Source organism: Streptomyces sp. NPDC050423, assembly GCF_040655445.1.
Lineage (GTDB): Bacteria > Actinomycetota > Actinomycetes > Streptomycetales > Streptomycetaceae > Streptomyces.
Window position 1 is genome coordinate 1 of record NZ_JBFAJY010000040.1, and the last position, 20613, is coordinate 20613.

Genomic DNA, 20613 nt, shown 5'->3' on the forward strand with positions numbered 1-20613 from the left:
GCGGATTCGCTGCCGCCCGATCTGGACCCGGCCGAGCAGCTGCTGATCGTCAAGGCTGCCGTGGCGCAGGGCGTTGCCGATGAGGTTGGCGAGGACGACGTCGATACGGCGGGGGTCGGCGTGCACCGGGACCGGGGCCGAGAGGTCGGTGCTGATGCGTTCGTCGTCGGCCCAGCCACGCATCCGGATGGTCTTGGACACGATGGCCCGCAGGTCGAGATCCTCCGGGTCCAGGGGGGCGGCCTTGGCGTCGAAGCGGGATACCTCCATCAGGTCCTCGACCATCCGGGCGATCTTGTGGGTCTCCTCGCTGATCAGCTGGAGGGCGTCGGCGGTGTCGGCGGGCAGGGCGCCGGACGCGGCGTCCTCGTCGAGGACCTCCGTGACGGCGATCATGGCCGCGAGGGGGGTGCGCAGTTCATGGGCGACGTCGGCGGCGAAACGGCGCGCGCCCGCTTCCATGCGGCGCAGCTCGGCGTCGTCCTTCTGCAGGGTTGCGGCCATGGTGTTGAAGGAGCAGGTCAGATCGGCGAGTTCGTCGTGTCCTTCGGCGTCGAGGCGGGTGTCGAACTTGCCTGCGGCGACGCGCTCGGCGCCGCTGCGTAGCCGTCGTACCGGGCGCAGCACGCTGCGGGCGGCGAACAGAGCGGGGATGACGGCGAGGATGAGCGAGGGAATCGCTCCGGTGCGGGCGGCGGTGACAAGGGCGTCGATATCGGCCTGGTCGCCGTCGAGCGGGAAGGAGGCGTAGACGGTGAGTCCGGAGAGCCTGCCCGCGCTGTCGGGCCGTGCCGGGTCGTGGGTGTAGGCGACCGGCATGCCGACGGTCAGCCAGGGACGGCCGTCGCGTTCGGTGCGTTCGTATGCTGCCTGGCCGTCGCTCTGGACCGTTTCGCGCAGTCCCCGGGGCACAGGTGGGGCGTCCGGGGAGACCGAGACGAGGTCACTGCCTTGGTAGAAGGCTGAGGAACGCCATGCCCGGGCGCCTCCGGCCCGGTCGAGCTGGAGCGTCAGGCCGCGCAGGTCTTTGCCACTGGGCGGCATGGTCAGGTCGGGGGCGAGGGAGTCGAGCTGGGTCCGCAGGTCGGCGACGGCGGAGTTCTGGGTGCGCTCCAGGGTGGCCGAGCGGGCCTGCTGGAAGGTGAGGCCCGCGGTGAGCAGGGCACCGAAGGCCGCGGCCAGGAGGAAGGCGGCGACAAGCCGTACCCGCAGTCCCCGGGGAGGGCGGAACCGGGTGCTCACTCCACGGGCCCGAAGCGGTAGCCGAAGCCGCGCACGGTCTGCACGTACACCGGCTGGCGCGGATGGTTCTCGATCTTGGCGCGCAGCCGCATCACGCAGGCGTCGACGAGCCGGACGTCCCCGTAGAAGGCGTACTCCCAGACCTGCTCCAACAGCTGTTGCCGGCTGTGGACCTTTCCCGGGGTGGAGGTGAGGAACAGCAGCAGTTGAGCTCGGAAGGAGCCAGGGTCAGCTCTGCGCCGTGCTTGGTCACGACCAAGGTGGTGCGGTCCACCGTGAGACCGGCATAGTGCTCCACTCCCGCCGGGAGCGCTGCCTCCTGCGCGTCCTGGCTGGGCGCCACCCGGCGCAGGACGGCCTTCATACGGGCCTCGATGATCTCACCGCTGGCCGGTTTAGTGATGTAGTCGTCGGCGCCCGCCTCCAGACCGACGACCATGTCGATCTCATCGCCCCGCGCGGAGAGAATGATGATCGGAACCTGCTTGCTCTCCCGGATCCGGCGGCATACCTCCAAGCCGCTCATCTGCGGCAGCATCAGATCGAGCAGCACCAGATCGGGCCGGTAGCGCTCCAGGGCGAGGAGCCCGGTCTCGCCCCGTGCGGCGACCTCCACGTCGTGACCGCGGCGTCCGAGCGCGAGTGAGACACCCTTCTGCACGGCGGGGTCGTCTTCGATGAGCAGGACTCGTGCCATGGGCGGTGCTCACTTCTCCATCTGCTCGGTACGGGCGAAAGGCGTATTCGACCAGGATGCTCGAAGGGTATGACGCTTTTCCTCGCGCTTCATGATGGAACGATGACGACCCGGTCGTTGCCGGTCAATGCCCGGTTGTGTCGGAGACATGAGCGATCACACACACCGCCGCCGACGTGCCCGCACAGTCCGGCGCACGGTGGTCACCACCACCGCGGTCCTGGTTCTGGCCGGGACGGCCGCCGTCACCCTGACGGTGGATTCGGGCGATGAGACAACCAGTGGCAAGGCGGCGGGCCCAAGCGCGGGTGCCGCTCCCGCCCCGCCCACCCCAGCCATGCCCACACCTTCCGTGGACCCGGCCATCGTCCGGGAGTCCGAGGACACCGGGAAGACGGTGAACCTCACGCTCGACGACGGCCCCGACCCACGCTGGACTCCCAAGGCGCTGCAACTGCTGAAACAGCACAAGACCCGGGCCGTCTTCTGCATGACCGGTCCGAACGCCGCCGCCCACCCCGACCTCGTCAAGAGAATCGTCGCCGAGGGCCACCGGCTGTGCAATCACGCGGTCAGCCACGACACCGCGATGGACAAGAAGCCCGTCGCCTACCAGCAGAAGGAAATCCTCGACGCCAAAGAGATGATCGACCAGGCATCCGGCGGCGCCCGCATCTGGTACTACCGTGCCCCAGGCGGCGCCTTCACCCCGCAGAGCCGTCAGTTCGCGGCTGCTCACGGGATGTATAACCTCGGCTGGAACGTCGACCCCGGCGACTTCAATCAGCCCGGCGCCGACACGATCGTCCGTGCGGTGAAGAACCAGCTCCCCAAGGGGCCGACGGTTCTCCTCCACGACGGAGGCGGGAACCGGAACCAGACGATCGAGGCCATGGAACAACTTCTCCCCTGGTTCACCGAGCAGGGCTACGCCTTCAGCTTCCCCCGAGCCACATGACGCTCGCTCACCATGCCCCCAAGGGGACCGAAGCCGTTGGCTGTAGGGAATCGGGTCGGACCGCACCGGAGCCGTCCCCTGCCTCCCCTGCCCGGCCCGCGCACCCCGGCTGCAGCGACAAGCACGGCACCGACGCTATTGCGGTGACCGTGGCTTCGGCAACGCATGTCGGTGTGTCTCCCAGTACGTGACGAGACGATGACAGCCCTCCCGGCCACCCCCAACGGCCGGATTCGCTGGACGCATGAACAGCAACAGCTCCTTCTCCCCGCGACGCCGGTACACCGTCGGCCTCGCCCTCCTTGTGGCGACGAGCGGGCTTGCCCTCACCGCCTGTGGCGGTGCCGACGACGTCCGCACCGCCAGCAGCACCGCAACCGCAGTACCCGACGGCCAGCCGTCCGCCGGCAGTGACAAGAAGGGCGCGGGACCGGACAAACTCCTATGGATGGGCGACTCCATCGGCGAGGCGCAGGCTCCGGCTCTCGGGGCGGCGATGGCCGCAGGCGGCATGGAGTTCAAGTCGGTGGCCGCCGCCGGTGGTGGCGGCGTCGTCGTCGGCGAGATAGCCGCTCCGACCTGGGAAACGCTCCCCAAGGAGCTGGCCTCCTTCAAGCCGGACGTCGTCGCCTACCAGATCACCACCTTCGACTGGGGCACTCCCGAGGAGCAGCGCGCCGCCTATGAGCGCCTGGCCAAGACCGTGAACGACGCGGACGCCGAACTCGTCATCGTCTCCGCACCCCCCTTCAAGATCGACGACTTCTACAAGCCCAACGCGGCCGCGATCGATACCGCACCCAAATCGGCCAAGAGCGTCGCCGACCAGAACACGGACACCGTCCACTTCCTCGATGCCTCAACGCTGTGGGGCACCGATAGCACTGCGGCAAAGGCACAGCGCAGCAAGGACGGCATCCACTCCTGCCAGCAGGGCTCGGCGGCGTTCGCGCAGTGGTTCGGCAAGAAGCTCAACGCGCTCTACGCCTTCACCCCGGCAGCGGCCGACCAGTGGGCCACAGGGGCATGGACCGCAGAAAGGGTCTACGGAAAGTTCGGCTGCTCATAGGCGGCCGCCCCTCCTTCCCGCACCGGACACCGACGTAGGGGTGCCGCGGCCACGTGCGCCGCGGCACCCGGCTCACCCCGACGGAGACCCATGACCAGCCGGACACCTCCCTGCCACCGACGCCCCCGTTCCCGGGCTGCCGCCCCGTCGCCGCCCGCCGGGCGGCATATCGCCCCGCTCGACGGACTGCGCGGGCTCGCCGTCCTGGGCGTGCTGTTCTTCCACGCCGGCCACTTCAGTGGTGGCTTCCTCGGTGTCGACTTGTTCTTCGTCCTGTCCGGCTTTCCTTATCACCGGTCTGCTGCTGCGGGAGGCACAGGCGCACAACGGCCGCATCGACCTCCTCAGCTTCTGGGGACGAAGGGCACGCCGTCTGCTTCCCGCACTCGCCGTCATGATCGCGGGCACCCTCCTGCTCCTGTGGGCCTTCGGCCCACTGTCCCTGCTCCGCCACGCCCTCGACGACACCCCCTGGGTGCTGGCGAACCTCACCAACTGGCACTTCATCGCTGACCAGGTCGGCTACTGGCAGGCCGGCGACACCCGAGTCTTCGGCCACTTGTGGAGCATTGCCGTCGAGGAGCAGTTCTACCTCCTGTGGCCGCTGGTGATCGGCCTCGCGGCCCGAGGCCAGCACGGAGGCAGATGCGTCGCCGCGGTGGCCGTGACCGGCGCTGCGCTCTCTCTGATCGTCATGATCGCTCTCACCAACCCGGCCGACACCACCCGCGTCTACGAAGGCACCGACACCCGTGCCTTCTCCCTCCTCCTCGGTGCGTTGATGGCCACCGCCCCCGCGTCTCGGCTCATGGACCGCCTCGGCGAACGGGCGGCCGGATGGTGGGCCCTCATCCTGGCCTGCGGGATCAGCGCCCACTGGATCACAGCCGACGGACAGAGCTCCCCCTCCCTCTTTCACGGAGGCCTCTTTCTCCACGCGGTGGCAGCCGCCCTGCTCATCGCCTGCCTGGTCAGAGCCCCCCACACCCCTCTCGGCCAGATCCTCGGCACACCCGGCCTGCGCTGGTTCGGACTGATCTCCTACAGCCTCTACCTGTGGCACTGGCCCGTCTACCTGATGCTCAGCGAGGAACGTCTCGGCATGGCCGGATGGGGCCGTACAGCCCTCATCATCGGCGTGTCCATCGCAGCGGCGGCAGTCTCCAAGACCCTCGTCGAGGACCCCATCCGGTTCCGCGCCCCGTGGGCGAAAGGCCGCGCGGGAGCATTTGCCCTCCTTGTCACGTTCATCGCGCTGGTAGCCCTGTGGGCACTCATCCCTGAGCCACGGACCGGAGCCGGAACCGTCGATCTCACGCGCCTTGTCTCCGGAGCACCCAGTGAACCCAGCCTCAGTCCTCCTGGCGGCGCGCTCTGACCAGTCAGTTCGGGCGGTCAGCGTCTGCTGACCCACATAACGCGTTGACCAGTGGCAACGCATACGCCATGACTGACGGCAGATAACCTGGGAACCGATCTTGTTCGATCCGGGAACGACCACTCCCGGCGGGGCTAATCGGTGCAGGCCAGAGGATTGTGTCGGTTGGCCACCAGCTGGAACCCCTGTTCATCAGGGGTTTTTTGCTTTTCTGGGCTGTGGCGTGACCAATCGCGCGGCCAACGGCCCGGCGACTTCCCAGGTCGGGCCAGGGGCGACAGGCCGAGCCCGGCCGGCCGCCTCGCCGAATTGCTACCGGTGTGACGGCTCCGCATCGCTCGCCGGCCTCGCGTGGAGTTCGACGTCATGGCGCACGTCGTCGTATCGAAGCTTCTGCCGTTGAAGTCCTTCCACCGCGACACCGGCGGCAGCGGCGACCCGGCAGGACGCAGGATTGTTGACTCGGTGTCCCAGTTCAAGGCGGAACAGTCCGGCGTCGTGATCACTCTCACCGGCCACGAGGCGGCCGACGCCGGCACGCAGACCGACAGCGCCATCACCGCCATGGAGGCCCTGTGCGTCATGTACGGCTGCCTGTCGGACGCGGAGCCCACGGACATCGGCGACCAGGCGTTCAGCTACACGCAGCCCGGCTACGTCTACACATGGGTGCGCGTCGGCCCCATGATCGCCTGGGTCATCACGGCGGACACGGCCGGTGAGACTTCCGAGGAGTGGGCGCAGGAGCTTGTGCCGATCCTGCGCGACGCACTCGCATCGCAGTAGCGGTCACCGGCGAATCCCGCGGCGGCCGCTGATACGGGCCGTGCTGCCCGCGCGCGGGTCGCCCCGCTCCGGGAACACCTGATCGAGTCACGGTGAAAGCGGCCCCCATTCGGGTGAGGTGCCCCGCAACGCCTTCCAGGCGGACCGAACCCCCGGCTACAAACGGGGGCGTGATCACGAAGGTGCTGCGTCGCGCGCGAGGTACCGGCGGCATGTCGGTCGCCGTTCTGCGGATGCGTCGCGCTGTTGCATCGCCCGTGAATTCATTGACGGAAAGTGTGTTCCAGACGTCCCGCACCGCACATCTCGACCAGCTCCAGAACGTCTGGTTGACGTATGCCGATCCGAACATCGAAGTGCTCGATGGCTTCGAGGTCGATGACCGGGCGGTTGCAAAGTGGCAGGCGAGCGGCACTGTCACGGCGGAGCTGCCCGGGATCTGGACCGGTGAGGCAGTCGGCGAGGAGTTCTCCTTCACCGGTGTCACCCTGGCCAGGTTCGACGACAACGGCCTGATCCGTGAGGACGTCGAGGTCTGGAATCTGGCTGCGTTGTCCAAGCAGTTGGGCCTTCTTCCTTCTTGAGCTGTTGGGTCGGACGCCGTTGACCGTGGGCGGATGCCTGCCTCTGTCCCGGAAATCGGGGCGGCCCGTCGGCCAGAACCATCCCCTTCCGATTCCGGAAACCGAATGCAGGCAGGAGTTCGAAATGGAACTGACGAAGCGTGGCGACGGGCAGAAGACGGAGCACGCGGTGGTGTTGGGGGCGAGTGTCAGCGGCCTGTGCGCCGCACGCGTGCTGGCTGATTTCTTCGATCGGGTGACGGTCGTCGAGCGGGACGTGCTTCCGAGTGGATTCACGCCCCGGAAGGGTGTCCCACAGGGACATCATGTCCACTCACTGGTTCTTCGAGGGGCAAGGATCCTTGAGGGGTTCTTTCCGGGATTCAGCGAGGAACTGGTTGCGGACGGTGCGACCCCGGCCAAGGCGCTGACGGACCTCAGAATCTCCTTCTTCGGCAGCCTCCTGCGGAGAGTGCCGATCGGCAGCGATGTGATCCAGGCAAGCCGACCGTTCCTGGAGGGCCACTTACGGAGAAGGGTCGCCGCGCTCGGGAACGTCACGGTCATGGACGGCATGGAAGCCGTCGGCATCCTGACCGCACCGGGGAAGACCGTGACCGGCGTCCGGCTGGGCCGGCCGGGTTCCGCCGGGGCGCCCCAGGAGGTCGCGGCAGACCTTGTGGTGGATGCCATGGGACGCGGGGGCCGGGGGGCGGCCTGGCTTGAATCCATGGGGTATGCGAGGCCGAAGGAGGAAGGGCTGCGGGTGGATGTCACCTACGTCAGCCGCCACTACCGCCTTCCGCCGGCCGCGCTCGGTACCGACAAGGCCGTGCTCGTGGGCCCCACACCGCAGCGTCCGCGTGGCCTGGTACTCACCGCCCAGGAGGGCGACGGGTGGGTTCTGTCCTTGTACGGCTACGGCACCGCCGACCGGCCGCCGGTTTTGCCGGAGGAAACGGACGTCTTCGTCAAGGAGATCGCGCCACCCGATGTGTGGGACGTGCTCCAGCAAGCCGAACCTCTCGACGACGCCATGTCCTTCCGTATTCCGGCGACCGTCCGGCGCCGATACGACAAACTGCGTCACCTGCCCGGTGGTCTGCTGTCCATCGGTGACGCGGTATGCGCCCTCAATCCCATCTACGGGACCGGGATGACCGCGGCAGCACTGGAAGCCGAGGCGCTCCGCGCATGCCTGGAGCGCGGAATGAACCGCCTTCCTCGGCGCTACTACCGCTCCGCGGCGCGCAGGGTGCGCCTTCCCTGGCTGTTCGCCATGCTGGCGGACAAGGCTCTTCCCCAGGTACCGGGGAGCGGATCGATGACCACACGCGTGCTGGCCGAACTGTTCCGGGCCACCATGCGGGCAGCCGCCGCAGACTCCGCGGTGGCGGAGCGGGTCTGGAACGCGGTCAGTCTCACAGGTTCACCGATTCAGCTCGGACATCCTTCCGTCATCGTGGCCCTCTACCGGAACCGGTCACGAGGAAGCCGCCGCATCGCCGGTGCGGTGGCAGCGAATCCGGCTCAGCCCCAATGACCCATCCGCAGCTGCACGACCCTCGGCGAAGACGACCGGTTCCGCCGGGACGACTCAGCGACAGAGCCCACCGCGTGCCTGGCGAATCCCGCCACCACGGGGACATGCGCGGAGCACGCCCACCCGGGCCCGGAGCCGGACGGGACACCCCGCCCCGTCATTCAGCGCGACGGTCGAAACGGGCCGGACCGGAGTTCCGGTCGTCCGGTCTCGTGAGGTTCAACGGGTGCCGCCTTGCCGCGCCGACCGCTGGACCGGCCCGCGCACCGGGGCGGACTCCAGGGCCCTGACCGCCCCGCCCGGCCACCCGCCCCGCCCGGCCACGCGCCTCGCCGGCCCCGCCCCACCTCGCGTCACGATCCGGTCTCGGACGTCGGGTGGGGGCTTGTTTTCGGCCGTGTAATCGATTCCAATCATCCGTGTAATCGATTCCACGGTCCTCGCCGCTGGTTTCGAGGCGCACGGAAACCACAAGGAGGTGGTCCCGGAAATGGCGAGCATCAAGGATGTCGCGGCCCAGGCAGGAGTCTCTGTCGCCACGGTCTCCCGCGTCCTCAACAGCCATCCCTCCGTCAGCCCGGACGCGCGCAGACGCGTCCTCGCCGCCGTCGAAGCCCTCGGCTACCGGCCCAACACCCTCGCCCGCTCGCTGCGCACCGATCAGACCCGCACGCTCGGTCTGGTCATCAGCGACGTGCTCAACCCGTACTTCACCGCCCTGGCCCGCTCCGTCGAGGAGGAGGCCCGCGCCCTCGGTTACAGCGTGATCATCGGCAACGCCGACGAGCAGCCCGAGCAGCAGGACCACCACGTCCGTACGCTCCTGGACCGCAGGATCGACGGGCTCCTCGTCTCGCCGGCCGACGGCGACTCCCCGCTGCTCCACGACGTCGCACGCGCCGGCACCCCGATGGTCTTCGTGGACCGCTGGATGCCGGGAGTGGACGTCCCCGTCGTGCGCGCCGACGGGCACCGGGCCATCCAGGACCTGGTCGCCCACCTGCATGCCCTCGGTCACCGCAGGCTCGCCATCATCGCCGGGCCCGCGGCCACCACCACCGGCAACGAGCGCGTCGAGGCGTTCCGGGCGGCGATGAGCGCGCACGGGCTCGCGCTGCCGGACGCCTACATCGGGCAGGGCGACTTCCAGGCGGCCAGCGGCAGACGTGCCACCGAGCAGTTCCTCGCCCTGCCGCAGCCGCCCGAGGTCGTGTTCGCGGCCGACAACCTCATGGCCCTCGGCGCCCTGGACGCCATCCGCGCCCACGGTCTGCGGGTTCCCGAGGACATCGGGCTCGCGGCCTTCGACGACATCCCCTGGTTCGTCCACACCGGACCGCCCATCACCGCGATCGCCCAGCCCACCGGCGAACTCGGCCGCGCGGCCGTACGCGCGCTGGTCGACATCGTCGAGGGCAGGCCCCCGGAGTCCGTCACCCTGCCCGCCCGTCTCGTCGTACGAGGCTCCTGCGGCGAGCGCACCGGCGAACCGCCCCTGGCGGCATCCGACCCGAGGAGCAACGCGTGAGCGAGTCAGTCGAGTTGCTGCGCATCGAAGGCGTGCGCAAGACCTTCCCCGGCGTGGTCGCCCTCGACAGCGTCGACTTCGATCTGCGCAGCGGCGAGGTCCACGTCCTGCTCGGCGAGAACGGCGCGGGCAAGAGCACCCTCATCAAGATGCTCTCCGGCGCCTACCGCCCCGACAGCGGCCGGATCTTCGCCGGCGGACAGGAAGTCCGCATCCACGGCGCGCAGGACGCCGAGAAGCTCGGGATCGCCACGATCTACCAGGAGTTCAACCTGGTCCCCGATCTCACGGTCGCCGAGAACATCTTCCTCGGCCGCCAGCCGCGCCGCTACGGACTGATCGACCGGCGCCGCATGGAGGCCGACGCCGAGGTGCTGCTGCACCGTGTCGGCCTGCACGTCTCACCCCGGACGAAGATCCGTGAACTGGGCATCGCCCGGCTGCAGATGGTCGAGATCGCCAAGGCCCTCAGCCTGGAGGCACGTGTCCTGATCATGGACGAGCCGACCGCGGTCCTCACCTCCGAGGAGGTCGACAGGCTCTTCCGTATCGTGCGCAGGCTGCGCGAGGACGGCGTCGGGATCGTCTTCATCACCCACCACCTGGACGAGATCGCCGCCCTCGGCGACCGCGTCACCGTCCTGCGCGACGGCCGCAGCGTCGACCAGGTGCCCGCTTCGACCCCCGAGCCGGAACTCGTCCAGCTGATGGTCGGACGCAGCATCGACCAGCAGTACCCCCGTGAACGCGCCGATGCCGGGGAGCCGTTGCTGTCCGTGCGCGGGCTCACCCGCGACGGCGTGTTCCACGACATCAGCTTCGAGGTGCGCGCCGGTGAGGTCGTCGGCCTCGCCGGACTCGTCGGCGCCGGCCGCACCGAGGTCGCCCGCGCCGTCTTCGGCGCCGACCCCTACGACGCCGGCACCGTCGACGTACGCGGCGAACGGCTCGGCAAGCACGACGTCACGGCCGCCATGAGCGCCGGGATCGGCCTCGTCCCCGAGGACCGAAAGGGACAGGGCCTGGTGCTCGACGCCTCCGTGCAGGAGAACCTCGGCCTGGTCACCCTGCGGTCGGCGAGCCGCTCCGGACTCGTGGACCTCAAGGGCCAGCGCACGGCCGCCGCCAGGATCGCCGAACAGCTCGGCGTACGGATGGCGGGCCTCGGCCAGCACGTCCGCACCCTCTCCGGCGGCAACCAGCAGAAGGTCGTCATCGGCAAGTGGCTGCTCGCGGACACCCGGGTGCTGATCCTCGACGAGCCGACCCGGGGCATCGACGTCGGCGCCAAGGTCGAGATCTACCAGCTCATCAACGAACTGACCGCCTCCGGCCACGCCGTACTCATGATCTCCAGCGATCTGCCCGAGGTCCTCGGCATGAGCGACCGGGTGCTGGTCATGGCCCAGGGCCGGATCGCCGGTGAACTCCCCGCCGACCGGGCCACCCAGGACGCCGTGATGGCACTCGCCGTCAGCTCCGCCGCCGCAGCCGAACCCACCGAGAACGACGAGGAGAGCCCCCGTGGCCACTGACACCCACCCGAGCAAGGCGCGCGCGGGAGCCGCCGGACCGGGCCTGCGCCGCCTGCTGCTCGACAACGGAGCCCTCACCGCACTGGTCGTCCTGCTGGTGGCGATGTCACTGCTCTCGGGCGACTTCCTCACCACCCAGAACCTGCTCAACGTCGGTGTGCAGGCGGCCGTCACCGCGATCCTCGCGTTCGGCGTCACCTTCGTCATCGTCTCCGCCGGCATCGACCTCTCCGTCGGCTCCGTCGCCGCGCTCTCCGCGACGGTCCTCGCCTGGTCGGCGACATCGGCGGGCATACCCGTCGTCCTCGCGGTCCTCCTCGCCGTCGCCACCGGCATCGCGTGCGGCTTCGTCAACGGCGCCCTCGTCGCGTACGGGAAGCTGCCGTCGTTCATCGCGACGCTGGCCATGCTGTCGATCGCACGCGGTCTGTCCCTGGTGATCTCCCAGGGCAGCCCGATCGCGTTCCCCGACTCCGTCTCCGTACTCGGCGACACGCTCGGCGGCTGGCTGCCCGTACCGGTCCTCGTCATGATCGCCATGGGGCTGATCACGGCCCTCGTCCTCGCCCGTACCTACCTCGGCCGCTCCATGTACGCGATCGGCGGCAACGAGGAAGCCGCCCGGCTCTCCGGACTGCGCGTCAAGAAGCAGAAGCTGGCCATCTACGCCCTGTCCGGCCTCTTCGCCGCCGTCGCGGGCATCGTCCTCGCCTCCCGTCTGACCTCCGCCCAGCCGCAGGCCGCGCAGGGGTACGAACTCGACGCGATCGCCGCGGTCGTCATCGGCGGCGCCAGCCTCGCGGGCGGCGTCGGCAAGGCCTCCGGCACCCTGATCGGCGCGCTGATCCTCGCCGTCCTGCGCAACGGCCTGAACCTCATGTCCGTTTCCGCCTTTTGGCAGCAGGTCGTCATCGGTGTCGTCATCGCCCTCGCGGTGCTGCTCGACACGCTGCGCCGCAAGGCCGGTTCGGGTGCGGCGGCCGGCGCCGGCGCCTCCTCCGGGACCGGATCACCGGGAGGGGGTCGCAGGGGAGCGATGAAGGCCGGCCTCGCACTGGTCTGCGTGGCGGCTGTCATCGCCGCCGTGACGTTCTTCAACTCCGGTTCCTCCGGCGGCAACACCAGGATCGGCATGTCCCTCTCCACGCTCAACAACCCCTTCTTCGTCCAGATGAAGGCGGGCGCACAGGCGGAGGCCAGGGCCGCCGGGATCGACCTCACCGTCACCGACGCCCAGAACGACGCCTCACAACAGGCCAACCAACTCCAGAACTTCACCAGTTCCGGAGTGGACTCGATCATCGTCAACCCGGTGGACTCCGACGCGGTCGGACCGGGTGTACGCAGCGCCAACCAGGCCGGCATCCCCGTGATCGCCGCCGACCGGGGCGTCAACAAGGCGGAGACGGCGACACTCGTCGCCTCCGACAACGTGGCCGGCGGCGAGCTCGCCGCCAAGGCCCTCGCCGACAGGCTCGGCGGCAAGGGAAGCATCGTCGTCCTGCAGGGGACCGCGGGCACCTCCGCCAGCCGCGAGCGCGGAGCGGGCTTCGCCGCCGGCATCAAGGCGTACCCGGGCATCAAGGTCGTGGCCACCCAGCCGGCCGACTTCGACCGCACCAAGGGCCTGGACGTCATGACCAACCTCCTCCAGGGCCACCCCGGCATCACGGGTGTCTTCGCCGAGAACGACGAGATGGCGCTCGGCGCGGTCAAGGCACTCGGCAGCAAGGCCGGCAAGTCGGTCTCCGTGGTCGGCTTCGACGGCACACCGGACGGCCTGAAGGCGGTCGGCACGGGCACGCTGTACGCGTCCGTCGCCCAGCAGCCGAAGGAGCTCGGAAGGATCGCCGTGCAGAACGCGGTCCGGGCGGCCGAGGACAAGAAGGTCGCCGGCACGGTGAAGGTACCCGTCAAGGTCGTCACCCGGCAGAACGTCGCCGACTTCTCCTGACCGCGTCACGCGTCCTGACCACGCAGTCCAAGGAAGGCAGTAGCAACCGATGTACGAGAACGAGGACTCCGGTCCCGCCCGGTACGACCTCCTGGTCGTCGGCTCGGCCAACGCCGACCTGGTCGTCGGCGTCGACCGGCGCCCGGCACCGGGGGAGACGGTGCTCGGCTCCGACCTGGCCGTCCACCCGGGCGGCAAGGGCGCCAACCAGGCGGTGGCCGCCGCCCGGCTCGGAGCCCGTACGGCGCTGCTGGCCCGCGTCGGGGACGACGCCCACGGCCGGCTGCTGCTGGAATCGCAGCGGTCGGCGGGCGTCGACACCACCGGAGTCCTCGTCGGCGGAGCGCCCACGGGCGTCGCCCTGATCACGGTCGACCCGTCGGGCGACAACAGCATCGTCGTCTCGCCGGGCGCCAACGCCCGGCTCACCCCCGAGGACATCCGGGCGGCGGGCCCACTGCTCCGCGCCGCCCGGGTCGTCTCCGTCCAACTGGAGATCCCCCTGGACACGGTCGCCGAGACGGCCCGCGTCCTGCCCTCCGGAACCCGCCTCGTCCTCAACCCGTCCCCGCCCGCCCCGCTTCCCGCCGAAGTGCTGGCGGCCTGCGACCCCTTGGTGGTCAACGAGCACGAGGCCCGCTTCATCCTGGGCCCTGGAGCGGGCACCACCCCCGAGTCGTGGGCAGGGGCGCTGACCGCGCTCGGCCCCCGATCGGTGGTGATCACCCTGGGTGCCGGGGGAGCGCTGACCGCCGACACCCGTACCGGCGACCGCGTACGGGTGCCGAGCCCCGCGGTCGACGCGGTGGACACGACGGGCGCGGGCGACGCGTTCACGGCGGCCCTGGCCTGGCGGCTCGGCCTGGGGGAGGAGCTCCCCGAGGCGGCGGCCTTCGCCGTCAGGGTCGGCGCGGCCGCCGTCACCAAGGAGGGCGCGCAGGCGTCATTCCCCACCGGGGAGGAGGTCTCCGCACTGTGAAGAAGTCAGGCATCCTCAACCGCCACCTCGCAGGGGCACTGGCCGAACTGGGCCACGGCGACGGCGTTCTGATCTGCGACGTCGGCATGCCCATCCCCCCGGGCCCCCGCATCGTCGACCTGGCCTTCCGGGCGGGCGTCCCGTCGTTCGCGCAGGTGCTGGACGGCCTGCTGGACGAACTGGTGGTGGAGAGCGCGACGGCGGCCGAGGAGATCCGGGAGGCCAACCCGGAGACGGCCCGCCTCCTGACCGGACGCCTCCCGCGACTCAGTCACGTCCCCCACGAGGCGCTCAAGGCACTCACGGTGGATGCGCGCCTGGTGGTCCGCACGGGCGAGGCACGGCCGTACGCGAATGTGCTGCTGAGGTGCGGGGTGTTCTTCTGAGACCGCCGACGCGCGGGGCGCACCGGTTCGCGGACACGACCTGCGGTCAGCGCGTCGGCACGACGCCGTGGCCCGTGACATCCACGAGTACCCGGCAGTACTCCGCCGAGCGGGCATCGAAGTCCACCCGCGCGGCCAGCCCGGCCGCATCGCTGTTCTGACCGCGCAGCAGATCCACCGACGCCTGCGCGAACCGGTCCGCGAGGCCGGTCCGTGCGGCCAGGTCCAACTCCTGACGCAGCCGCGTCACGGACGCGCGGGCCTGCCCGCGCCGGCCGGGTCCGGCACGCAGCATCTCCCGGTAGGTACCGCACGGCTCGGCGTCGGCCAGCAGCGGCTCCAGCCGCTCGGCCAGGGCCCTTCCCTCCGCCGCCGCACTCCGGGCCGCCGCTCCGCCGTCGACCAGCACTTGCAGGGCGACCAGCAGGGCCGTGGTCCCGGGCTCGGGCCGGTCGGAGTCGATCCGTACGGCAGCGGTGGCGTCGGCCCGGTCGGACATCCGCTGCGCGGCGGCAACCGCGCGCTCGGCCGCGCGGGGCCCCACTCCGGGCAGCCGGGCCAACTCCCATACCCCGGCGTCGAGCACGTCCCGCACGCTCCGGACGCCGCTCCTCTCCCACTCGTCGGCACTCGGCCTCCCCCTGACCGCCCAGCGCAGCCGCGCCACCGGAAGCCTGCCCAGCCGCTCGGCCACCAGCTCCCTGTGCAGCGGTGCCCAGGCCGCCCGTACGGCTTCCACGGCCCGTTCGTGGTCGTCCGCCACCGCCACCGCCGCGTCGCTGAGCCGTTGCGCCCGCCGGACCAGGCGCGAACTCACCCCGCTCAACCGTGCGGCGGAGCGGATGTTGCCGCCGACGAGACCGGCGATCGTCAGGAGGAGCCCTGCCACCACCAGCGCGTCGGACGTCCGCATCTGCGCGTTCCTCGGCCCGTAGTCCTCATCCAGCGCGTACAGATCACCTCGGTCCGCGCCTTCGGCCACCACGAATCCGCTGTCCCAGCCGAGCCCGGAGCCCGCGTCGAAGGCCGGGGCCTTCAGAATCGGGTCGCGGCCGGCCTCGCACCGGTACGGCCCTTCGCGTTCGCGCTGGTCGAAGGGGTCGGTCCAGCGCACCGTGCACGCCCCGTCCGCCGCCTCGTCGAGGACGGTGAGGTCGACCTGCCGGAGCTCGGGGAAGCCGGGCGCGGCGAGGTACACGCCCAGCGAACACCCGATCAGCACCAGGCCGAGTGCCAGCACCCACCGGAACACAGGCATGTGCCTCATCCGGGCCCCCCTCGCATCGCGACAGCCGTACCCCTGCGCGGTCAGCTTGCGCCGCGGTACGGTCCGTCATCAAGAAGCGGGACCGGCAGCCCCCGGGCCCCTTGGCTTCCTGATCCCGGCAAGCCGGACGGCCCCGGGACGGCCGGGGCCGTGCGCCGGCTACCGCCCCGACGCCACCAGCGGGTAGTGATCGGAGAGGTTCGTGTACGTGTAGTCCGTCCCCCAGCTCGACACCGTCCACGGCGCGCTCTCCTCCTTCACCACCTCGTTCGTCCACCCCGCCGGCCTCGCGTGCCCCGTGCGGTGCAGGACGTGGTCGAGATCCTCGCGGGGGTCGTCGGGGTAGCGCTCGGCGGCGATCGAGTTGTCCCGCGTGTCGAACGAGTAGGGGTGCCCGGTGCGGGAGTCCGCCCCGGTCAGCCCGGCGTTCGCGAGCATGGAGGCGTACTCGGGGGAGTGGGAGTCCACGTTGAGGTCGCCTGCCACGATGACCTGTTCCGAGGCGGGGATGTTCTTCGCGTCGAGGAACGCGTCGATCTGGCGGAACTGCAGAGCCCGGTCCCCGGCCGCCTCGCCCGACGCACAGCCCGGGTCCGTCGACTGGGTGTGGGTGCCCACCACGTGCACCTTCGCCCCATTGACGTTCAACTCGACATAGGCGAAGCCCTTGTTGGACCACCAGTCGCTGCCGCAGGCGTCCTTGTAGATGTGCTGCTCCTGACGGAGGACCGGCCACTTGCTCAGGATCGTGACGCCGCCGTCCTCCGGTGTGGCGGACGAGTAGGCCCCGCTGGTAGCGTCCCAGCCGCTCTTGCTCCGGCCCACCACCGGTGTGTGGTACGGGTATTGGGCGGAGGCGTTGCGTGTCAGGGCGTCCGACGCGGAGTTGTCGAACGCCTCCTCCAGCACGACGACGTCATTGCCCCGGAAGAAGTCGGCCTTCGGTATCTCGGCCGCCCGGTGCGCCTGCCCCCAGTTCGGGTAGAGGTTCGTGCTCATCAAAAACGTGTTGTACGTGAGCACCCGCAGCGGCGGGGCGTCGGCGGCCGACGCCTGTGGTGCGGCGGCCACCAGCGCGGCGGCGGTGAGCGTGGCGGACAGGGTCGCGCCGGAGATACGGCGGAGCGCGGAGTGCGGCACGGGGTGCTCCTGATTCTGCTGGTGCATGGGGGGCGGGCGGGAGAATGTTGGAACCCATGAAACCAGGGGGAGTTACCCGTGGGTAGACGGCAGGTGCCGGGAGCACTGCCCGCGACCGTCCATCAGGTGGCCGTCACTTCGGGAGGCCCGTCACCGGTTGACCGCCACCTCCGGACACCCGTCACCGGTTGACCGCTACCTCCGGACACCCGTCACTGGTTGACCGCCACCTCCGGACACCCGTCACCGGTCGTTCTTCACTCCCTCTCGGCGTACACGATGAGGTTGTCCACGGGGTGGCCCGCGGCGTCGAACGAACCGTCGCAGGTGATCAGCCGCAGCGCACGGTCCTCGGTGTGTCCGTAGACCCGTGCGGTCGGGAACGCCTTCTTGCTCGCCGTCTCCCGGCCGGTGACCTTGAAGTGGATCTCGGCGCCCCGGTCGTCGCGGACGGCGATGTCCGCGCCCTTGGTGATCTTCTTGAGATCGTGGAACACGGCCCGGCCGTAGCGGGTGTCGTTGTGGCCGATCAGCACGGCGGGGCCCGGCTGGCCGGGTACGGAGCCGCCGGTGTACCAGCCGACCGTCATGCCCTTGTCGGCGGGCGGCACCTCGACCGAGCGGTCCGGGTTGAGCCCGAGGCGCATGACCGCGCTGTTGATCCCGAGGGAGGGGATGGAGACATGGACGGGCGGCGAGGCGGACTTCGAGGATGTGGATGACGACGAGGACCCGGACGCGGGTGCGGAGGCGGTTCCCGGGCCGGGGGCGGGAGTTCCGGCCGTGGCGGCCGACTCCGTGGTCCCGGTCGCGGCCGAGGACGTGGACGGGGAGGTGTCGGAACAGCCGGTCAGCGCGATCAGCGCGGTCAGCGCGAGGCAGGCGTGCACCGGCAGCGCGGTGCGCCGGAGGAACTGGGGCGTGCGGGGCATGAGGACAGACTCCAGAAGAGATCGGCCGACGGCAGTGGCGCCGCCCTGATGCAGGACGGCGCCACTGCCGGCTTGTCGGCTGAGGGGTGGTCAGCCGTTGCGGCGGCCGGTGGAGCGGCGGCGCAGGACGACCGTTCCGGCACCCGCGATCAGGAGGGCCGCCACGGCGGAACCCGTCACCGCGGCGGTGTTGTCACCGGACGTGCCGGCCGGGCGCTCGCCCGCGGCGACTCCGCCGCGCGGCACGGTCGTCGGCCGGACCGCGGGTGTGGGGCTGTCGCCCGCGGCCACGCCGCCACGCGGCGCCTCGGACGGTACGACGGAGGGGGCCTCGGAGGGGGCGGAGCGCATGGGGCTCTGTGACGGCGTGGCCGCGGGCGCGGGGGTGGGGGAGGAGTCGGCGAAGGCCGAGGTGGCGGGTACACATACCGCGCCGGCCGCGACAGCGGCAAGGACGGCGGTACGCAAGGACGAGCGCAGGGACATGGATATGGCTCCGTTCCAGGTCGGCCCCGACGGCGCCGCGATGCGGAATCGCACCGCGGTGCGAGGCGTGCCGACAGGCTGTCCCGAAGTTATGAAGAAACTGTCAGAACGCTGTGGTCATCGCATCAGGGCTGTTCGGAGCCGCGCCCGCCGCCATCCCGGTCGTCGGTCGAGAGGCCGTCGGCTGAGAGACCGTCGGTCGAGCCGGCCTCCGTCGAACCGTTCCCGGACGAGCCACCGCGGTCGGCCGGGAGACGGAGTGTGAACGCCGACCCCTGTCCCGGCACGCTCACCGCCGTGACCGAACCGTCGTGCGCCTCCGTGAGTTTCCGTACGATCGCCAGGCCCAGCCCGCTGCCTCCCGTACGGCGGCTGCGGGACTTCTCGCCGCGCCAGAAACGGTCGAAGACATGGCCGAGGTCCTCGGGCGGAATGCCGCTGCCCGTGTCGGTGACGTCCACCAGCACCGCTTCCCCGGACTCGGAGCCGTACGGACGCAGGGTGACCTTCCCGCCGGACGGGGTGTGGCGGACGGCGTTCGAGACCAGATTGCCGATGGCCTGGCGCAGCCGGACCGGATCGGCCGTCAGCCCCGGGAGCGGGCGGCCCGGTGGCGCGGGGAGCACCGTCAGCGCGACCCCGGCCGTCTCGGCGCGGGCCTGGTGCGCGGCGGCGACCTGGTTCAGCAGGTCCTCGATCCGCACCGGTTCGGGGTGCAGCCGCAGCGCGCCCGCGTCGGCCTGGGCCAGGTCCTGGAGGTCGTCGATGATGTGCTGCAACTGCACCGCCTCCTCGTGCAGCGAGGCGATGAACGCCGGGTCCGGCTCGGCCACGCCGTCCTGCGCCGCCTCCAGCCAGCCGCGGATGTTGCTGAGCGGGGTGCGCAGTTCATGGGCGACATCGCTGACCATGGCCTTGCGCTGGGCCTCCAGCCGGGCGCGGTGGGCGGACATGTCGTTGAAGGTGGCGGCGAGCCGCCCGATCTCGTTGTCCGCGGCGACCAGCACGGGCACGCTGTCCTCGCCGTCCCGCATCCGCTGGGCGGCGCCCGTCAGCGCGCGCAGCGGGCGTACGAGCCGTGCGCCCACGAGTACCGAGGCGCCGACGGTGAGAGCGAGGACGAGAGCCGCGGTGCCCGCGATCCTGGCGGTGTTGGCCGGTGAGAGATCGAAACCGGGCACGGTGGTGCCGCCGGTGTCGCTGATGAACAGCAGGGCGGGCGAGGCGACGTACGAACCGAGCTGTTCACGACGGGCCGTGCCGACGCAGGAGGCGATGGCCCGGCCGTCCTCGCCGTTGCCGACGGCGGGCGAGGGGCGGGAGTCCGGAGAGACGCTGGGCGCGGTCGTGGGCGGGGCGGTCGGCATGGGACTGGGCGCCATACTGGCGCGCGCTTCCGCGGGCCGGGGCTCCGGAGCCTGCCCCCAGGACAGATCGAGCTTGAGCTGCACGCCGGGGCGGCCCTGGCGCTTCAGACAGGCGTCGGCCAGCTGGTTGAGGGACTTCAGCGCCTTCTTCTCGGTCGCCGTCGGACTGTCCAGGGCATCGGTCATGCAGCGAGCGCCCTGGAGGCGGTCGGGGTCGTTGCCCACCACCTGGATGCGAGGGCGACCGCTCGCGCTGCGGACCACGTCCGAGGCGATCCCGGACTCGCTGAGGCAGGCCACGTTCCGTTCGGCGATCTGTTGCAGCTCCGCCCGTTCCGAGGCGGGCAGCCGGAACGGCCCGACCGCTCGCGGATCGACCCGGTCGGCCGGAGCGCCGGAGGCGCCCGCGGTCTCGGCGGCCAGCGCGGTGTCCACCGACAGCGGGTCGACGATCGCCGAGGCCTGCGCCGGCAGGGCGGCCGACGACTCCGGGTCGGCCGAGTCGGCGAGCGGATCGCGCCGCTCCGTCGTCAGCGCGATCCGCCGGCCGGACTTCTTGGCCAGCTCACGCACCGTGCCCCCGACGCCCTCCCAGGTGGGATGAGCCGCCGCGTAACCGAGCAGGCTCTGGTAGATCCGGGCATCGGCCGTGAGGTTCTGCCCCTGTTCCTGCCTGATCGCGCCGGACGTCGTCTGTACGGCGAGCCAGGCGGTGGCAGCCACCGAACACGCCGCCACGAGTGCCGATACGGCCAGCAGCCGGGCGAAGAGGCTCTTGCGCAACGGCAGCCGCGCCCGCCGCT

The 20613-nt window shown here is 70.6% G+C and carries 17 protein-coding genes and 2 pseudogenes; 11 read left to right on the forward strand and 8 right to left on the reverse strand.

The features are described from left to right. Both AB0I52_RS25955 and AB0I52_RS25960 read right to left on the reverse strand, forming a co-directional pair. Nucleotides 1-1242: HAMP domain-containing sensor histidine kinase (locus AB0I52_RS25955; RefSeq protein WP_363076434.1), on the reverse strand; the 1242-nt coding region annotated here is incomplete at its 3' end. After that, nucleotides 1239-1939 (reverse strand): annotated as a pseudogene (locus AB0I52_RS25960) (response regulator transcription factor). The gene AB0I52_RS25955 and the pseudogene AB0I52_RS25960, both read right to left, overlap by 4 nt. Nucleotides 1940-2087: 148 nt before the next feature. Here AB0I52_RS25960 and AB0I52_RS25965 point away from each other — a divergent pair. From AB0I52_RS25965 to AB0I52_RS25975, 3 genes are all read left to right on the forward strand, one after another. After that, nucleotides 2088-2897 (forward strand): polysaccharide deacetylase family protein, encoded by an 810-nt coding sequence (locus tag AB0I52_RS25965; protein WP_363076436.1) that lies wholly within the window; start codon nucleotides 2088-2090, stop codon nucleotides 2895-2897. 244 nt (nucleotides 2898-3141) lie between these two features. Beyond that, nucleotides 3142-3966, forward strand: coding sequence for an SGNH/GDSL hydrolase family protein (locus AB0I52_RS25970; RefSeq protein ID WP_363076438.1), 825 nt, complete (start codon nucleotides 3142-3144; stop codon nucleotides 3964-3966). A 253-nt stretch (nucleotides 3967-4219) separates the two neighbouring features. Beyond that, nucleotides 4220-5344, forward strand: coding sequence for an acyltransferase (locus AB0I52_RS25975; protein WP_363076440.1), 1125 nt, complete (start codon nucleotides 4220-4222; stop codon nucleotides 5342-5344). Nucleotides 5345-5656: 312 nt separating this feature from the next. Here the strand turns inward: AB0I52_RS25975 and AB0I52_RS25980 are convergent. After that, nucleotides 5657-5836: pseudogene (locus AB0I52_RS25980) on the reverse strand (GNAT family N-acetyltransferase); the annotation flags it as partial. A gap of 6 nt (nucleotides 5837-5842) precedes the next feature. On the opposite strand from AB0I52_RS25980, the gene AB0I52_RS25985 reads away from it, so the two are divergent. The 8 genes from AB0I52_RS25985 (at nucleotide 5843) to rbsD (ending at nucleotide 14618) form a co-directional block, all read left to right on the forward strand. Further along, on the forward strand, nucleotides 5843-6130 hold the full coding sequence (locus tag AB0I52_RS25985) for a hypothetical protein (protein ID WP_363076442.1): 288 nt from the start codon (nucleotides 5843-5845) through the stop codon (nucleotides 6128-6130). Nucleotides 6131-6300: 170 nt separating this feature from the next. Then, nucleotides 6301-6714 carry an ester cyclase gene (locus AB0I52_RS25990; protein ID WP_363076444.1) on the forward strand — a complete coding sequence of 138 codons (414 nt, stop codon included), beginning with the start codon at nucleotides 6301-6303 and terminating at the stop codon, nucleotides 6712-6714. A gap of 25 nt (nucleotides 6715-6739) precedes the next feature. Continuing rightward, nucleotides 6740-8236, forward strand: coding sequence for an FAD-binding monooxygenase (locus tag AB0I52_RS25995; protein WP_363076446.1), 1497 nt, complete (start codon nucleotides 6740-6742; stop codon nucleotides 8234-8236). A 490-nt stretch (nucleotides 8237-8726) separates the two neighbouring features. Next, nucleotides 8727-9764: a LacI family DNA-binding transcriptional regulator gene (locus AB0I52_RS26000; protein WP_363076448.1), complete on the forward strand. Its 1038-nt coding sequence runs from the start codon at nucleotides 8727-8729 to the stop codon at nucleotides 9762-9764. After that, on the forward strand, nucleotides 9761-11299 hold the full coding sequence (locus AB0I52_RS26005; protein ID WP_363076450.1) for a sugar ABC transporter ATP-binding protein: 1539 nt from the start codon (nucleotides 9761-9763) through the stop codon (nucleotides 11297-11299). The genes AB0I52_RS26000 and AB0I52_RS26005 overlap by 4 nt, the downstream gene beginning before the upstream one ends. Next, nucleotides 11289-13253: a substrate-binding domain-containing protein gene (locus AB0I52_RS26010; RefSeq protein ID WP_363076452.1), complete on the forward strand. Its 1965-nt coding sequence runs from the start codon at nucleotides 11289-11291 to the stop codon at nucleotides 13251-13253. Before AB0I52_RS26005 ends, AB0I52_RS26010 begins: the two co-directional genes overlap by 11 nt. Before the next feature lie 49 nt (nucleotides 13254-13302). Further along, nucleotides 13303-14232, forward strand: coding sequence for a ribokinase (locus AB0I52_RS26015; protein WP_363076454.1), 930 nt, complete (start codon nucleotides 13303-13305; stop codon nucleotides 14230-14232). Beyond that, nucleotides 14229-14618 carry a D-ribose pyranase gene (gene rbsD, locus AB0I52_RS26020; RefSeq protein WP_363076456.1) on the forward strand — a complete coding sequence of 130 codons (390 nt, stop codon included), beginning with the start codon at nucleotides 14229-14231 and terminating at the stop codon, nucleotides 14616-14618. The genes AB0I52_RS26015 and rbsD overlap by 4 nt, the downstream gene beginning before the upstream one ends. Before the next feature lie 46 nt (nucleotides 14619-14664). Here the strand turns inward: rbsD and AB0I52_RS26025 are convergent, their stop codons facing one another. The 5 genes from AB0I52_RS26025 to AB0I52_RS26045 form a co-directional block, all read right to left on the reverse strand. Continuing rightward, nucleotides 14665-15876, reverse strand: a complete 1212-nt coding sequence (locus tag AB0I52_RS26025; RefSeq protein ID WP_363076458.1) for a hypothetical protein — start codon at nucleotides 15874-15876, stop codon at nucleotides 14665-14667. 168 nt (nucleotides 15877-16044) lie between these two features. Further along, nucleotides 16045-17025 (reverse strand): sphingomyelin phosphodiesterase, encoded by a 981-nt coding sequence (sph, locus tag AB0I52_RS26030; protein WP_363076540.1) that lies wholly within the window; start codon nucleotides 17023-17025, stop codon nucleotides 16045-16047. Between the two features lie 257 nt (nucleotides 17026-17282). After that, the gene (locus tag AB0I52_RS26035; protein WP_363076460.1) at nucleotides 17283-17957 is read right to left on the reverse strand and encodes a class F sortase; all 675 of its coding nucleotides are present in this window, start codon (nucleotides 17955-17957) and stop codon (nucleotides 17283-17285) included. Nucleotides 17958-18047: 90 nt separating this feature from the next. Then, nucleotides 18048-18443 (reverse strand): sortase-dependent protein, encoded by a 396-nt coding sequence (locus AB0I52_RS26040; RefSeq protein ID WP_363076462.1) that lies wholly within the window; start codon nucleotides 18441-18443, stop codon nucleotides 18048-18050. 125 nt (nucleotides 18444-18568) lie between these two features. Beyond that, nucleotides 18569-20593, reverse strand: a complete 2025-nt coding sequence (locus AB0I52_RS26045; RefSeq protein WP_363076542.1) for a HAMP domain-containing sensor histidine kinase — start codon at nucleotides 20591-20593, stop codon at nucleotides 18569-18571. Nucleotides 20594-20613: the final 20 nt, after the last annotated feature.

Bases quoted from the DNA above. Each gene is read 5' to 3' on its own strand.
- AB0I52_RS25965 (WP_363076436.1), top strand. From the start codon at position 2,088: ATGAGCGATCACACACACCGCCGCCGACGTGCCCGCACAGTCCGGCGC.
- AB0I52_RS25970 (WP_363076438.1), top strand. From the start codon at position 3,142: ATGAACAGCAACAGCTCCTTCTCCCCGCGACGCCGGTACACCGTCGGC.
- AB0I52_RS26000 (WP_363076448.1), top strand. From the start codon at position 8,727: ATGGCGAGCATCAAGGATGTCGCGGCCCAGGCAGGAGTCTCTGTCGCC.
- AB0I52_RS26015 (WP_363076454.1), top strand. From the start codon at position 13,303: ATGTACGAGAACGAGGACTCCGGTCCCGCCCGGTACGACCTCCTGGTC.
- AB0I52_RS26025 (WP_363076458.1), bottom strand. From the start codon at position 15,876: ATGCCTGTGTTCCGGTGGGTGCTGGCACTCGGCCTGGTGCTGATCGGG.
- AB0I52_RS26035 (WP_363076460.1), bottom strand. From the start codon at position 17,957: ATGCCCCGCACGCCCCAGTTCCTCCGGCGCACCGCGCTGCCGGTGCAC.
- AB0I52_RS26040 (WP_363076462.1), bottom strand. From the start codon at position 18,443: ATGTCCCTGCGCTCGTCCTTGCGTACCGCCGTCCTTGCCGCTGTCGCG.